Here is a 15,290-nt window from a genome sequence, read left to right on the forward strand (position 1 = left end):
AACCACAACGGGGGGACTCCGCAAGGAGCCCCCCTTTTTCTTTGGACAACCATGGAACGCGCCACCCTCATTGCCCCGGCCAAGATCAACCTGCACCTGCGCATCGTCGGCCTGCGGGACGACGGCTACCACGAGCTGGAGACCTTGTTCCACCCCGTGGCCGAGCCGTGCGACCTGCTGGAGATCGAGCCCGCCCCGGACGGCGGGTTCGAACTGCAATGTCCGGGCAACCCCGAGCTGGAGACCGACTCCAACCTGATCCGCAAGGCGTGGCTGGCCTTTGGCGAGGCCACCGGTTTTCGCCCCGGCCTGCGCATCACCCTGACCAAGCGCATCCCCATGGGCGGGGGGCTCGGCGGGGGCAGCTCCGACGCGGCGGCCCTGCTCCGCTTCCTCAACCGCGAGGCGGGCGACAAGGCCCTCGACGAAGACGCCCTGAACGCGCTGGCAGCCGGACTCGGCGCGGACGTTCCCTTTTTTCTCCAGGACGGCCCGGCCTGGGCCACGGGCATCGGCGAGCAGTTGGTCCCGGCCGAGGTGGACCTGTCCGGGGCAACCCTGGTCATCGTCTGCCCCGACGTCCACGTGAACACGGCCTGGGCCTTCCGCGCCTGGGACAAAAAATACGCGGCCGCCAATGCCCATGATTCCTTGACATCCGCGAGGCGGAATACTAAGAATCCTTCTCCCGTTTCGGCCGGGGACATGGCGAACGACTTCGAGCCGGTGGTGTTCGAAGAGTTCCCAACCCTCGGGGAGATAAAGGAAAAACTCCTCTCCCTGGGAGCCGAAAAAGCCGCCATGAGCGGCTCGGGAGCCTCCCTGTTCGGAGTATTCCGGGACAGGGGTTCTGCCATGTCCGCAGTCCGGGCTCTCGAATCGATGGGACTTGAAATTTTCCAGGTGGACTGCCCCTAGGGGCAAGAAACCCGAAAGTGGCCGGGCCACGGGCACCTTCCACCATCCGATGAGGACCAGGAAGAGCCCGCAGCCCAAAGCGCAAGCGCCTTTGCCGCCCCGGCGGCGAACAGCACCGCCCACTCTCCGACACCTCCCCCGCCGACGACGAATGCATGCAAAGCATGCCTTCGAAAAGGCGACCCAAGCCGGGTACGGGAGAAAAATGTCGAGGAGCGGTCGGGCGCGAGGCGCAAGCGCAAGGCGGGACCGCCGCGTATCTCAATACGCAAGGGTCCGGCTAGCGCGCAGCACGCCTAAGGTGTAAGGTCTTCTAAGCGAACGAGTTCGCTAAGAATTCACTTAACGAAGCGATCGGCCGCTTCTCGACATTTTTTCGTTGGGGCGTCGTCAAGTGGTAAGACATCAGGTTTTGGTCCTGACATTCGAGGGTTCGAATCCTTCCGCCCCAGCCAGAATTTACAACCACTGCATAGAGGATAGTCATGCACGGTGAATTGAAGATCATCAGCGGGTCCGCGAGCCCGCAACTGGCCGACGCCATCTGTGAGCACCTCGGGACCAAGGCCTCTCCGGTCCTGCGCGAGCGTTTCTCCGACGGCGAAATCCGGATCGAGATCGGCGAGAACGTGCGCGGCGACGATGTCTTCGTCGTCCAGCCCACCTGCTCCCCGGTCAACTTCCACCTCATGGAGCTGTGCCTGATGCTGGATGCGCTCAAGCGCGCCAGCGCCTCCCGCGTGACCGCAGTGGTTCCCTATTTCGGCTACGCGCGCCAGGACCGCAAGGTCGTACCCCGCGCGCCCATCTCCGCCAAGCTCGTGGCCGACCTGCTGTCCACCGCGGGCATGCAGCGGCTGGTGACCATCGACCTGCACGCCGGACAGATCCAGGGCTTCTTCAACTGCCCGGTGGACAACCTGTTCGCCGCGCCCGTGCTCATCGAGCAGCTGCGCGACCGGGACGACGACTTCGTCATCATCTCCCCGGACGCCGGCGGCGTGGAGCGCGCCCGCGCCTACGCCAAGCGCCTCGGCGCGACCCTGGCCATCGTGGACAAGCGCCGCGACGCGCCCAACCAGGCCAAGGCCATGCACATCATCGGCGACGTCAAGGACAAGGTGGCCGTGGTCATCGACGACATGATCGACACCGCCGGGACCATGTGCGCCGCGGCCAACGTGATCATGGAGAACGGGGCCAAGGACGTCCTGGCCTGCGCCACCCACCCGGTCCTGTCCGGCCCGGCCTGCCAGCGGCTGGAACAGTCCGCCTTCTCCGAGGTGGTCGTCACCGACACCATCCCCCTGGGCGACAAGCAGGACCAGTGCAGCAAGCTGAAGCAGCGCTCCGTGGCCTCCCTGCTGGCCAAGGCGATCAACAACGTGCACACGGAATCTTCGGTTTCCGTGCTGTTTGTATAAGGCATTCCCGGAACCGGCGGCCTGGCCCCGGTCCACAACCGTTTAAAGCGCGAGCGTCCGTCCATGGTGGGCGGCCAGGGCGTAACAAGGAGAAACTACTATGGCAGAACTGCTGAAACTGAACGTTCAGGAACGCACCCAGCTGGGCAAGGGCCCCAACCGCCGTCTCCGTGCCACCGGCATGGTCCCCGGCGTGTACTACGATTCCAAGGGCGCCAACATCCCGGTCAAGGTCGAGATGGTTCCCCTGCAGAAGGCCTTCGCCGCCGTCGGCAACGCCCAGGTGTTCGAGCTGGTGCTCGAGCGCGGCGGCAAGACCGAGGCCATGCCCGCCCTGATCTGGCGGCTGCGCAACGAGCCGGTCAAGGGCTTCCCCGAGCACGTCGACTTCTTCGGCGTTGACCTGTCCAAGGAGCTGAAGGTCGCCGTCCACTTCGAGATCGTCGGCAACTCCAAGGGCGTCAAGCTCGGCGGCACGCTGGAGCAGTACCGCGACCACATCGAGGTCATCTGCAAGCCCATGGATATCCCCGAGTCCATCGTCATCGACATCACCGAGATGGACGTCATGGATTCCGTCCACATCGAGGACGTGGTCTTCCCCGAAGGCGTCACCCCGGTGTTCGACGAGAACTACGCCGTGCTGTCCATTGCCGCCAAGCACGAGGATGAAGACGGCGAGGAAGGCGAGGAAGAGGCCGGAGAAACCGAGACCGAGTAACTCGGGTCACCAAACGACATCACATCCCGGAGCGCGATGTCGTGCTCCGGGATTTTTTTTGCGTCCAGAGCAAGAGGCTGGTAGCCTTCTGGACAACGCACCGGAAACAGGATGGAACCGCGAGAATGGACTATAAAGGCGCCATAGTCGGGCTGGGCAATCCGGGCCCCAAGTACGAGTCGACCCGCCACAACGCCGGGTTCATGCTGGTGGACCATCTGCTCGCCCTGGGCGGGGAGCGCCAGTCCATGCGGCTGGAAAAGCTGGACGAGTCCGGCGACTACGAGCTGTGGCGGTGCAAGTTCGCCGGGGCCTACCGGCTGCTGGCCAAGCCCATGACCTACATGAACCTGAGCGGCAAGGCCGTGTCCAAGATCTGCGGCCGCCACGGGCTCGCCGCCCGCGACATCGTGGTCGTCCACGACGAGCTGGACCTGCCCGTTGGGCGAATGAAGTTCAAGCTCGGCGGTGGCAACAACGGCCACAACGGGCTGGCCTCCATCCAGGAGTCCCTCGGCACCCCGGACTTCTACCGGCTGCGGCTGGGCATCGGCCGCCCCGATGATCAGTACAAGCCGATCACCGACTGGGTGCTGGAGCCTTTCGGCCCGGAATCCGCCCCGGCCCTGCCCGAGATCATCGCCCACGCGGCCAAGGGATTGGACCTGTTCTTCAGGCGGGGAATGGGATTTGCGCAGCAGCACGTCAACGCATTCTCCCTGCAAAAAGAAGAAGCGGAGTAATCGTGGACTCTTCCCGCCCTTTCCGATATAATGTCCTTCTGTCGCATCGAATTTGGTAGTTTTTTCAAGAACTGAGGTCCAAGTGTTCAAGGTCAATGAGTTGGTTGTGTATCCCTCCCAGGGAGTGGGCCGCGTCGAGCGTGTCGAATCCCAGGAGATTGGCGGCGTGAGAGCCGATTTTTACATAGTCCGTATCTTGAGCAACAACGTGACCCTCATGGTTCCCGTGGCCAACGCCAAGAACGTGGGCCTGCGCTCCGTCTGTCCCGCCGCCACCGGCACCGAGATCTTCGAATCCCTGAATGACCGCACCGGGTTCACCGGCTACACCGGCCAGAACTGGAACCGCCGCTACCGCGAGTACTCCGAGAAGCTCAAGAGCGGCGATCTGTCCGACGTGGCCTACGTGCTCAAGGAACTCTTTCTGATCGGCAAGGACAAGGAGCTCTCTTTCGGCGAGCGCCGCCTGCTCGAACAGGCCATGGGGCTGGTCTCCATGGAACTCGCCTACTCCCTGGACCGCGATCAGGAGGACATCAAGGCCGACATCAACGAGATGTTCGCCGATGTCATCGCCGCCCAGGAGAAAAACGACTAGCAGGGCTTGTCAAGGACCTCCGATTGAGGTAACTGCCAATTCGTGCCGCATCGCGGCTAGCTCAGATCATCCCACTCCCACTTGGCTTTTTTGACGTTCAGAGGCTGTTAGCGCAACTTCAACGAGAGGTTTTCTCCCGTCTTCACACCCCGAACCCGCCGACCGTGCAGGTTCGCCCGCGCCTACCCGAGGCCGCAGAGCCGAAAGGCAGCGGCGCACAACGCTTCTTGAGCCCGCAACTAGCAGTTTTGTTTCTATATTTGTTAAAACCTTCAACACAAATTTCCGCACATGGCCACCAAAAAGACCGACACCGAAAGTAAAGGCAAAGCCGCCGCTCCCAAAAAGACCACCCGCAAGAAGAAAGCCGCGCCCGTTGAGAACGGCGGCGACTCCAACGGCAACGGCGGCAGCCTGAATCTCACCGAACTCAAGCAGAAGTCCATGCAGGATCTGACCGATCTTGCCATGTCCTTCGAGGTGGAGAACCCCAGCTCCCTGCGCAAGCAGGAACTGATCTTCGCCCTCCTGCAACAATGCGCCTCCCAGAACGGCCAGATCTTCGGCGAAGGCGTTCTGGAAATCCTGCCCGACGGGTTCGGCTTCCTGCGCTCTCCCATGTACAGCTACATGGCCGGGCCGGACGACATCTACGTCTCCCCCTCGCAGATCCGCCGTTTCGGCCTGCGCAAGGGTGACGTGGTCTCCGGCCAGATCCGCCCCCCCAAGGAAGGGGAACGGTATTTCGCCCTGCTCCGCGTGTCCGAGATCGGCTTCGAGGACCCGTTGCATTCCAAGAACCTGGTCCTGTTCGACAACCTGACCCCCCTGTATCCCGAAGAGCAGTTGAAGCTGGAAAACGGCGACACCAACTATTCCGCCCGGATCATCGACCTCCTCGCCCCCATCGGCAAGGGTCAGCGCGGCGTCATCGTGGCCCCGCCCCGCACCGGCAAGACCATAATGCTTCAGACCATCGCCAACTCCATCAACGCCAACCACCCCGAGGTGGACCTCATCGTGCTGCTCATCGACGAGCGGCCCGAGGAAGTGACCGACATGCAGCGCACGGTCAAGGCCGAGGTGGTCTCCTCCACCTTCGACGAACCGCCGACCCGCCACGTGCAGGTCGCGGAAATGGTCATTGAAAAGGCCAAGCGGCTGGTGGAACGCAAGCGCGACGTGGTCATCCTGCTCGACTCCATCACCCGGCTCGGCCGGGCCTACAACGCCGTGACCCCGTCCTCGGGCCGCGTGCTCTCCGGCGGTATCGACGCCAACGCCCTGCAACGGCCCAAGCGGTTCTTCGGCGCGGCCCGCAACATCGAGGAGGGCGGCAGCCTGACCATCATCTCCACCGCGCTCATCGACACCGGCTCCCGCATGGACGAAGTCATCTTCGAAGAGTTCAAGGGCACCGGCAACATGGAGCTCTACCTGGACCGCCACCTGTCCGAGAAGCGCATCTACCCCGCCATCGACATCAACCGCTCCGGCACCCGCAAGGAAGAGCTGCTCCTGGAAGACGAGGTCCTGAACCGCGTGTGGATCCTGCGCAAGCTGCTCTCCCCCATGAACTCCATCGACTCCATGGAGTTCCTGCGCGGCAAGATGAAGGGCACCAAGAACAACCGCGAATTCCTGGACTCCATGTCCAAGTAGCCGGTCCCTGTTCACGACCTTTACGGGCGCGTCCTCCGGGGCGCGCCTTTTTTTGTGCAAAATGGCGCCGGTGGTTGCCTTGACCCGCCAAATGATTACTATGATCGCCATGCGCACTCCCCTTGCCGTCCTCCCCGCCCTGCTGGCCGCCCTGCTTCTGGTGGTCGCGCCCGCCACCAGCGCGCGCGCCGACCTTCTGGGCGACAAGCTCACCCTGCGCGACGAGAACAAGATGGGCCGGGAGTTCGACACCATCATCCGCAGCCAGATGCCCATGGTCGGCGACACCTACATCACCGACTACGTGGCCGAGGTGGTGACCCGCGTGGTCACCGGCAAGCGGCCCATGCCCTACCAGATCAAGAGCGCGGTCATCGCCAACCCCCTGATCAACGCCTTCGCCATTCCCGGCGGGTTCATCTATATCTTCACCGGCCTGATCCAGGACGTGGAGACCGAATCCCAGCTGGCCGGGGTCGTGGCCCACGAGCTTGCGCACGTCTCCCAGCGGCATGTGGTCAACCGTCTGGAGAAACAGAAAAAGATTTCCCTGCTCTCCACGGCGGGCATCCTCGCCGGAGTGCTCCTCGGCGTGGCCACGGGCGGGTCCTCCGGCGCCGCCGCCGGACAGGCCCTGATGATCGGCTCCTCGGGCGTGGCCACGGCGGCCATGCTCCACTACTCCCAGGAAGACGAGCGCGAGGCGGACCAGGTGGGCATGAACTCCCTGGTCAAGGCCGGCTACAACCCCGAGGGTATGCCCCAGACCTTCGAGATCATGCTCAAGAACAAGTGGTACGACTCCAGCTCCTCCATGCCGAGCTACCTGTCCACCCACCCCGGCACCGAGGAGCGCATCGGCTACCTCAACGACCGCATCGCGCGCATGCCGACCGAATTCACCACGCGCAAGGACGACAACACCCGGCTCAAGCGGGTCCAGGTTCTGGTCCGCTCCCGCATGTCCCCGGCCAACACCGCTCTGGCCTATTGGGACGACATGAAGCAGGCCGACTACACGGCCATGGACTGGGTCGGGCGCGGCGTCACCCTGGAACGGCTCAAGCGCATCGAAGAAGCCCAGAAGGCGTTCGACAGCGCGCTGGCCATGGACCGCAACGACCAGCTGGTGGTTCGCGAGGCGGGCATCTTCTACTTCAAGACCGGACGCCCGGACCAGGCCCTGCCTCTGCTCCAGCAGGCGGCCATCATGAACCAACGGGACGCCATGGCCCTCTTCTACCTGGCCCGCCTCCAGGCCGAGGCCAAGCAGTACGGCCAGGCCGCCAAGAACATGACCAAGGTCAACGAACTGGTGCCCGAGGACTGGGAGGTCCACCAGCACCTGGGCATGATCCTCGGCGAGTCCGGCGACGCCTTTTCCGGCAACCTCCACCTGGCCTATTCCGGGGTCTACTCCATGGACCTGGGCAAGGCCCGGCGGTACATGAACCAGGCCCAGGCGCTGGCCACCACCGAGGCCCAGAAAGAGCAGCTCCAGCAGCTGAGCGAGACCATCAAGACCCGGGCCGCGTTGAAGAAGTAGCGCACCCTTGTACACCGGGACTTTTTGGCGTAGGTTGCACTTTTTTCAAACAGGAACACCCAAGACATGATCGTCGTACGGACCATAAAGGACATCGCGGACGTCATTGCCGGGTCATGCGTGACCATCGGCAATTTCGACGGAGTCCACAAAGGCCACCAGAAACTCATCGAGCTGTGCTGCGAGCGCGCCAAGGCCAGGGACCTCATCAGCGTGGTCGTGACCTTCGACCCCCACCCCCTGCGGGTGCTGCGCAGCGACAAGACGCCGCCCTTCATCACCCTCACCGAGCAGAAGCTGGAGCTCCTCTCCCAGTTCGGGCCGCAGGTCTGTCTGCTGCTCAACTTCACCATGGACATGGCCAGGCTTTCGCCGGAGGAGTTCGTCAAGACCTACCTCCTCAACGGCCTGAACATGAAGGAGATGATCATCGGCTACGACTACCACCTGGGCAAGGGGCGGGCCGGGAACTTCGAGACCCTGACCGCGCTGGGCGAGAAGCACGGGTTCACCGTGGACCGGCTCGACCCGGTGACCATAGACAGCGCCGTGGTCTCCTCCACCCGCATCCGCGACCTGGTCCAGGCGGGCCACGTCTGGGCCGTGCGCCCGCTGCTCGGCCGGTTCTACCAGGTCAAGGGCGAGGTGGTGCACGGCATGAACCGGGGCGGCAAGCTGCTCGGTTTCCCCACCGCCAACCTCAAGCTGGTGGACGAGCTGTTCCCCAAGCCCGGGGTCTACGCCATCTGGGCCGAGGTGGACAACAAGGTGTACGAGGGCGTGGCCAACATCGGCAAGAACCCGACCTTCGGCAACGACGCCCTGTCCGTGGAGGCCCATCTCCTCGACTTTTCCGGGGACATCTACGGGACCGACATCCGCGTGCACTTCGTGCAGCGCATCCGCGACGAAAAGAAATTCAACAGCCTGGACGAACTCAAGGACCGCATTGCCAAGGACGTGGAGCTGGGCCGCCAGATCCTCGCCCAGCCCGAAGCGGCCATCAAGGTGACCCGCCCGGACTTCGACAAGGGACCGGAGGTCAGATAGTCGCATGCCTTTTTCCGTCTTCACCCGCCTGATCAATTACTGGAAGGATTTCGTCAAATCCTACCGTACGGTGACCGCCTTCCGCTGGCTGGTCATCGGCGTGCTGGTGGGCTGCCTGTCCGGCCTGGTGGCCGTGGGCTTCTTCTGGCTGGTGGAAGCGGGCAAGTTCTTCATCCAGCACCACCTGGCGGGCATCGTGGCCCCGGAACCCGCGGGCGAGGGCATCTTCGAGGGACAGGCCGGACAGTTCCGGCCCTGGATCATCCCGCTGTTCACCACCGGCACCGCCCTGCTGACCGGCTGGCTGGTCCAGACCTTCATCCCGGAGACCATGAACGGCGGCACCGACGGCACCGACGCGACCATCAACGCCTTCCACAACCAGGGCGGCATCATCCGGGCGCGCGTGGCCATCATCCGCGGGCTGTGCTCGGTCCTGACCATCGCCTCGGGCGGCTCGGCGGGCCGCGAGGGCCCCATCACCCAGATGGGCGCGGGCGCGGGCTCCTGGCTGGCCAAGATTTTCGACATGTCCGCCAAGGAACGGCGCATGCTCCTGCTGTCCGGCGCGGCCGGAGGGCTGGGGGCCATCTTCCGCGCGCCCCTGGGCGGCGCGCTGACCGCCGTGGAGGTCATCTACCGCGAGGACTTCGAGGCCGAGGCCATCCTGCCTTCGGTCATGAGCTCCGTGGTCTCCTACTCCATCTTCACCTTCTTCTACGGCACGGACCCCATCTTCGGCATACCGCGCTTCACCTTCCACGACCCGCGCGAGCTGATCTTCTACGGACTGCTCGCCTTTGTCTGCGCCGGGGTGGGCTGGCTGTACATCAAGACCTTCTACACCATCAAATACCACATCTTCATCCCGCTGCGGGACAAGATCGGCCTGATCTGGTCCATGGGGCTGGGGGGGCTGGCCATGGGGCTCATCGGCATCGCCTACCCCTACACCGCCACCGACGGGCTGATCACCGGCGGCGTGCTCTCCGGCGGCTACGGCTGGCTCGAAATGGCCATCCTCGGCCAGATTCCGGCCCTGGGCATGTGCTACATCATCATCGGCAAGACCGTGGCCACCTCGGTGACCATCGGCTCCGGCATGTCCGGCGGCATGTTCGCGCCCGCCCTGTTCGTGGGCGGCATGTCCGGCGGCCTGGTGGGCAAGCTCGGCCACCACTTCTTCCCGGACATCGTCACCCAGCCGGGCGCGTACATCCTGGTCGGCATGGCCGCCTTCTTCGCGGGCGTGGCCAATGCGCCCATCGGCCCGCTGATCATGGTCACCGAGCTGACCCAGGGTTACGGGCTGCTCGCCCCGCTGATGCTCGCCTCGGCCCTGTGCATCGTGCTCGGCCGCAACTACTCGCTCTACGAGCACCAGGTGGAGAACAAGTTCGACTCCCCGGCCCACGCCGAGGACGCGACCATCAACATCCTGGAACAGATGCACGTGACCGACTTCTACAACCCCGGCGACGTCATCGTGCTGGAGGAAGGCACCACCCTCAAGGCGCTGACCGACATCATCGCCAACTCGGACCAGTTCTATTTCCCGGTGCGCTCCAGCGAGGGCAAGTACGTGGGCATGGTCTCCATCCACAACGTCCGCAACTGGATGTTCGAGGAGGACCTGCACGAGCTGGTGGTGGTCCGCGACCTCATGTCCCGCCCGGTCTACGTCCGCCCGGACTACGACCTCTACCAGGCCCTGCTCCGGTTCGTGAACACGGACTACGGGCAGATTCCGGTGGTCGCCTCCACCGACACCTCGGACATCATCGGGTTGATCAACCGCGACGACGTGTTCCTGGCCTACGCCGAGGCCATAGCCGAAGTGAAGGGCGAGGCCGGACCGGCCAAGAAACTCCGACCGGCGGACATGGATACCCTCTAGATCAGGCCAGCGGCAGGTCGAAGACCATGGCCGTTCCCCTGCCTCCGAACTCGTCGTCCTCTCCGGTCGGCGGGGAATACGGACGCAGCGAGCCGCCGTGCTCGTCGCAGAGCACGCGCTTGGCCTTGGTCAGCCCCATGCCCACGCCGCGCGCCTTGGTGGTGAAAAAGGGATCGGTCACGTAGGGCAGGTTCTCCTCGGGAATGCCCATGCCGTCGTCGATGACCCGGATCTCGTAGCGGCCCCCGTCGGGGACGGGGCGTCCACGGACGACCATGTCCGCCTCCAGCCCCTCGGCGAACTCCACCGCGTTGCGGATGATCTCGGCCACCGCCGTGGTCACCAGCCGGATATCCACCCCGACCATGGCGTCGGTCAGATCGACCTCCGCGTGCAGCGTCCTGCCGGACGCCTCGGCGAACTCCCGGCCCTTGACCAGGGCCTGGTTCATGACGGTCTTCACGGACACGGCCTGTATGCCGCCCGCGGTCAGAGAGACGTACTCGCTGATCTCGCGCACCAGACTCTCCAGCCGCAGCCCCTCCTCCCGCACCGCCTCGGCATATTCCGCCAGCGGGCTGCCGCCGGGGGCCTTGCGGACCATCAGCCCGGCGATGCCGCCGATGGCCGCCACCGGATTGCGGATCTGGTGGGCCATGGCGTTGGCGAAGTGGTTGAGGCTTTCCACCCGCTCCCGCTGCGCCCGGACCACCTCGGCGGTCCGTTCGCGGACCCGCTCCTCCAGCTCCTGGTTCTGGCGCTGGAGCTGCTCCCTGACACGCTTGAGGTCCAGGTGGGCGCGCACCCTGGCCTGGACAACCGGCGCGCTGACCGGCTTGGTCAGATAGTCCGAGGCCCCGACCCGCAACCCGCGCGCCTCGTCGTCCGGGTCGGACAGGGAGGTCACGAAGATCACCGGAATATCCCTGGTCTCCGGGTCGTCCTTGAGCCTGCGGCAGCCAGACCTCGTGCCCGCTCATGCCGGGCATCATCACGTCCAGCAGAATCAGGTCGGGACGCTGCTCCCCGGACGCGCGCTCCAGGGCCGTGGCCCCGTCCGTGGCCGCGAGCAGGGTGTAGAGGGGCTCCAGCGCCTCGATCATGATGCTGATGTTCTCGGGCTGGTCGTCCACAAGGAGGATGGTTTCGGACATAGTCATGCCATATAGCATAACACGTTCAGACGATGCGCGGAAGTTTTTCCCTCTGCGCGCCCCTTGCCAATCGGAGCAGCGGTCTTACCTTTCGGACTGTCATGCAGAATACGTGGAGCATCGGTCCGGGACGGATCACCGTCCGCGAGGGCGACATCACCCGGCTTGACGTGGACGCCATCGTCAACGCTGCCAACTCCCGGCTTGCCGGGGGCGGCGGCGTGGACGGCGCCATCCACCGCGCGGCCGGAATCGAACGGCTTCAGGCGGCCTGCCGGGCCATCATCCGCGAGATCGGCTCCCTGCCACCGGGCGAGGCGGTTCTCACCCCCGGCTTCGACCTCCCTGCACGGCACATCATCCACACCGTCGGCCCCATCTGGCGCGGCGGCAACGCCAACGAACCCGGGCTGCTGGAGAACGCCTACGCAAACTCCCTGCGGCTCGCCCACGAACACGACATCCGCACCATGGCCTTTCCGGCCATCTCCTGCGGCGTCTACGGCTATCCGGTCGAGGACGCGGCGCAGATAGCGCTTTCCGCCCTGAAAAGGGGCGTGAACCAGGGGCTGGTCCAGGAGGCGGTCATGGTCCTTCACGGCGAACCCGCGTACCGATTGTGGACGCGGGCCGCCGAGCACATCCTGTAAGGAGACCCCATGGAACTCAGAGGAACGACCATCGTCGCGGTCAAGGACGAAAACGGCACCGCCGTGGCCGGCGACGGCCAGGTGACCCTGGGCCAGGCCGTGGCCATGAAACATACCGCCCGCAAGGTGCGGCGCATCTACAAGGACAAGGTGACCATCGGCTTCGCCGGGGCCACCGCCGACGCCTTCACCCTGTCCGAGCGGTTCGAGAACAAGCTGGAGACCTACTCCGGCAACCTGCTCCGGGCCGCCGTGGAGCTGGCCAAGGACTGGCGCACGGACAAGTACCTGCGCAAGCTCGAAGCCATGCTCCTGGCCGCGGACGGCGAGCACATCCTGATCATCTCCGGCACCGGGGACGTGATCGAGCCGGACGACGGCGTGGCCGCCATCGGCTCCGGCGGGTCCTACGCCCTGGCCGCGGCCCGCGCCCTGCAACAGAACACCGACCTGTCCGCAGGCGAAATCGCCACCAAGGCCATGGAAATCGCGGCCGACATCTGCGTCTACACCAACAACCACATCACCCTGGAAACGCAATCGAAGTAATTTGAAGATGCGAGAGGGAAACGTTTAAAAAAGTTTCCCTCTCGCGCTCTCCCTTCCAAACTTTTTGGCGCCACGCCGCCGGGAAGGGACGAGGAACACCCCAAAAGGACAAGGCGGCGTGGAGGTGCGTTCACAGAGAACGTGCGACTTATTGTAACAACGCCCCACGCCGACAGGCGTGCGATACAAAGTTTTGGAGATTCTTAAGAACCTTTTTCAAAAGGTTCTTAAGCCGCCGGAGGCATCCCATGAGCAATCTGACACCGCGTGAAATCGTATCGGAACTGGACAAATACATCATCGGCCAGGAGGCCGCCAAGCGGATGGTGGCCATCGCCATGCGCAACCGTTGGCGCAGGCAGCAGATCGAGCCCGATTTGCGCGACGAGATCGCGCCCAAGAACATCATTTTGATGGGTCCCACGGGCGTGGGCAAGACCGAGATCGCACGCCGCCTGGCGCGGCTGGCCAACTGCCCGTTCTTCAAGGTCGAGGCCACCAAGTTCACCGAGGTGGGCTACGTGGGCCGCGACGTGGAGTCCATGATTCGCGACCTGATGGAGATCGGGGTGAGCATGGTCCTCAAGGAGGAGACGGCCAAGGTCCGCATCAAGGCCGAGAAGCACGCCGAGGAGCGGCTGCTGGACCTGCTGCTGCCGGGCAAGAAACCCCAGCCGAGCGGTCCCATGGGCTTTTTCCAGGGCGGCCAGAACGGCGAGGTGGAGCGGGTCGAACCGCCCAAGGACGACGCCACCCGCGAGAAGTTCCGCCAGATGTTCCGCGCGGGCCAGCTGGACGACCGCGAGGTCGAGATGGAGGTCACCATCCAGAACAACGCCTCGGTGGAGATCATGGCCATTCCCGGCATGGAGGAGATGGGGTCCAGCCTGCAAAGCGCCTTTTCCAACATGTTCCCCGGCAAGCGCAAGGCGCGCAAGATGAAGATCAAGGACGCCTACCAGCTGCTCATCGACGAGGAGGCGGACAAGCTCATCGACCCGGACGCGGTCAACGAGCTGGCCCGCGAGCGCGTTGAGCAGCAGGGCATCCTGTTCCTGGACGAGATGGACAAGATCGCCTCGCGCCACGACCAGACCGGCGGCGGCTCCGCCGACGTGTCCCGCGAAGGCGTGCAGCGCGACCTGCTGCCCATCGTGGAGGGGAGCGTGGTCAACACCAAGTACGGCATGATCAAGACCGACCACATCCTGTTCATCGCGGCGGGCGCGTTCCACTATGCCAAGCCGTCCGACCTGATCCCGGAGTTGCAGGGCCGTTTCCCCCTGCGCGAGGAGCTGACCTCCCTGCACAAGGAGGAGTTCTACCGCATCCTGACCGAGCCGAAGAACGCCCTGACCGTGCAGTACAAGGCGCTGCTCAAGACCGAGGGCGTGGAAGTCGACTTCACCAAAGAGGCGCTGGAGGAGATTTCGGCCATGGCGGAGAAGATCAACGAGGAGGCCGAAAACATCGGCGCCCGGAGGCTTTACACCATCATGGAGAAGATCCTGGCGGAGCTGTCCTTTGAAGCCCCTGACCAGTCCGGGCGCACGGTGGTCATCGACCGGGAGTACGTGGTCAAGCAGCTCGGCCAGGTGATCGAGGACCGCGACCTGTCCCGCTACATCCTGTAGGCCCGCCATGGCGCAACGCATCTCCCTCATCGGCGTCCCGTTGGACTGCAATTCCTCCTACCTGCGCGGCCCCGCCAAGGGGCCGTTCGGGCTGGTGGAGGCGCTGCACTGCGACTCGGCCAACCTGTGGACCGAGACCGGGCACAACCTGGAACCCGTCATCGACCACCGGGGCGTGCTCGACCTGAGCGACCCGGACACCGCCTTTGCGGCCATCGAGGAAGCCGCCGCCAGGGCCGGGGCGGAACCGGGCGTTGCGCCCCTCTTCCTGGGCGGCGACCACTCCGTGACCTACCCGCTGGTCAGGGGGCTCAAGCGCGCCGTGGGCGACTTCGCCATCCTCCATTTCGACGCCCACCCCGACTGCTACCACGAGTTCGAGGGGAACCTCCATTCCCACGCCTGCCCCTTTGCCCGGATCATGGAGGAGGGGTTGTGCACCAGGCTGGTCTCGGTGGGCATCCGCACGGCCACGGGCCACCAGCGCGAGCAGAAGGAACGGTTCGGCATTCAGTGGCTGGAGATGCGCGACAAGGCGAACTGGCCCCGCCTGGCCTTCGACACCCCGGTCTACGTCAGCGTGGACCTGGACGCGCTGGACCCGGCGTTCGCGCCCGGCGTTTCGCACCACGAGCCGGGAGGCATGACCACCCGCAAGCTGCTGGACATCCTGCACGCCATCGACGCGCCCATCGTGGGGCGGACGTGGTGGAGCTGAACCCGGACCGCGACCGGGACAGGGTC

General features: G+C 64.6%; 14 protein-coding genes, 1 tRNA gene and 1 pseudogene. 14 read left to right on the forward strand and 2 right to left on the reverse strand.

All coding sequences use genetic code 11. The annotated features are described in order from the left end of the window. Positions 1-51: 51 nt before the first annotated feature. The 10 genes from ispE (at position 52) to AWY79_RS15930 (ending at position 10,559) form a co-directional block, all read left to right on the forward strand. Entirely contained in the window at positions 52-918 is an 867-nt protein-coding gene (gene ispE / locus AWY79_RS15885) for a 4-(cytidine 5'-diphospho)-2-C-methyl-D-erythritol kinase (RefSeq protein ID WP_066806083.1), read from the forward strand. A 380-nt stretch (positions 919-1,298) separates the two neighbouring features. Continuing rightward, positions 1,299-1,373, forward strand: a tRNA-Gln gene (locus AWY79_RS15890). Between the two features lie 30 nt (positions 1,374-1,403). Next, positions 1,404-2,342: a ribose-phosphate diphosphokinase gene (locus AWY79_RS15895; RefSeq protein WP_066806085.1), complete on the forward strand. Its 939-nt coding sequence runs from the start codon at positions 1,404-1,406 to the stop codon at positions 2,340-2,342. 100 nt (positions 2,343-2,442) lie between these two features. After that, entirely contained in the window at positions 2,443-3,063 is a 621-nt protein-coding gene (locus AWY79_RS15900; RefSeq protein WP_066806086.1) for a 50S ribosomal protein L25, read from the forward strand. 125 nt (positions 3,064-3,188) lie between these two features. Further along, positions 3,189-3,806, forward strand: a complete 618-nt coding sequence (gene pth / locus AWY79_RS15905; protein WP_066806087.1) for an aminoacyl-tRNA hydrolase — start codon at positions 3,189-3,191, stop codon at positions 3,804-3,806. 82 nt (positions 3,807-3,888) lie between these two features. Then, positions 3,889-4,404, forward strand: a complete 516-nt coding sequence (locus AWY79_RS15910) for a CarD family transcriptional regulator (RefSeq protein ID WP_066806089.1) — start codon at positions 3,889-3,891, stop codon at positions 4,402-4,404. A gap of 291 nt (positions 4,405-4,695) precedes the next feature. Next, on the forward strand, positions 4,696-6,066 hold the full coding sequence (rho, locus tag AWY79_RS15915; protein WP_233490944.1) for a transcription termination factor Rho: 1,371 nt from the start codon (positions 4,696-4,698) through the stop codon (positions 6,064-6,066). Positions 6,067-6,175: 109 nt separating this feature from the next. Then, a complete protein-coding gene (locus AWY79_RS15920; protein WP_066807321.1) occupies positions 6,176-7,612 on the forward strand; it encodes a M48 family metallopeptidase in 1,437 nt (478 codons plus the stop codon). Positions 7,613-7,678: 66 nt separating this feature from the next. After that, a complete protein-coding gene (locus tag AWY79_RS15925) occupies positions 7,679-8,662 on the forward strand; it encodes a bifunctional riboflavin kinase/FAD synthetase (RefSeq protein WP_066806090.1) in 984 nt (327 codons plus the stop codon). A gap of 4 nt (positions 8,663-8,666) precedes the next feature. After that, positions 8,667-10,559 carry a chloride channel protein gene (locus AWY79_RS15930; protein WP_066806092.1) on the forward strand — a complete coding sequence of 631 codons (1,893 nt, stop codon included), beginning with the start codon at positions 8,667-8,669 and terminating at the stop codon, positions 10,557-10,559. Between the two features lies 1 nt (position 10,560). Here AWY79_RS15930 and AWY79_RS18880 read toward each other — a convergent pair whose 3' ends face one another. Together AWY79_RS18880 and AWY79_RS19655 are read right to left on the reverse strand one after the other, a co-directional pair. After that, entirely contained in the window at positions 10,561-11,475 is a 915-nt protein-coding gene (locus AWY79_RS18880) for a hybrid sensor histidine kinase/response regulator (protein WP_066806094.1), read from the reverse strand. A gap of 58 nt (positions 11,476-11,533) precedes the next feature. After that, a pseudogene (locus tag AWY79_RS19655) lies at positions 11,534-11,731 on the reverse strand (response regulator); the annotation flags it as partial. Positions 11,732-11,814: 83 nt separating this feature from the next. On the opposite strand from AWY79_RS19655, the gene AWY79_RS15945 reads away from it, so the two are divergent. The 4 genes from AWY79_RS15945 (at position 11,815) to AWY79_RS15960 (ending at position 15,264) form a co-directional block, all read left to right on the forward strand. Beyond that, positions 11,815-12,363: an O-acetyl-ADP-ribose deacetylase gene (locus AWY79_RS15945; protein ID WP_066806098.1), complete on the forward strand. Its 549-nt coding sequence runs from the start codon at positions 11,815-11,817 to the stop codon at positions 12,361-12,363. A gap of 9 nt (positions 12,364-12,372) precedes the next feature. After that, a complete protein-coding gene (gene hslV, locus AWY79_RS15950; RefSeq protein ID WP_066806099.1) occupies positions 12,373-12,912 on the forward strand; it encodes an ATP-dependent protease subunit HslV in 540 nt (179 codons plus the stop codon). A gap of 248 nt (positions 12,913-13,160) precedes the next feature. Next, entirely contained in the window at positions 13,161-14,546 is a 1,386-nt protein-coding gene (hslU, locus tag AWY79_RS15955; protein WP_066806101.1) for an ATP-dependent protease ATPase subunit HslU, read from the forward strand. A 7-nt stretch (positions 14,547-14,553) separates the two neighbouring features. After that, positions 14,554-15,264, forward strand: a complete 711-nt coding sequence (locus AWY79_RS15960; RefSeq protein ID WP_233490945.1) for an arginase family protein — start codon at positions 14,554-14,556, stop codon at positions 15,262-15,264. Positions 15,265-15,290 lie beyond the last annotated feature (26 nt).

The sequence above is a fragment of the Pseudodesulfovibrio indicus genome (genome assembly GCF_001563225.1).
Taxonomy (GTDB): Bacteria; Desulfobacterota; Desulfovibrionia; order Desulfovibrionales; family Desulfovibrionaceae; genus Pseudodesulfovibrio; species Pseudodesulfovibrio indicus.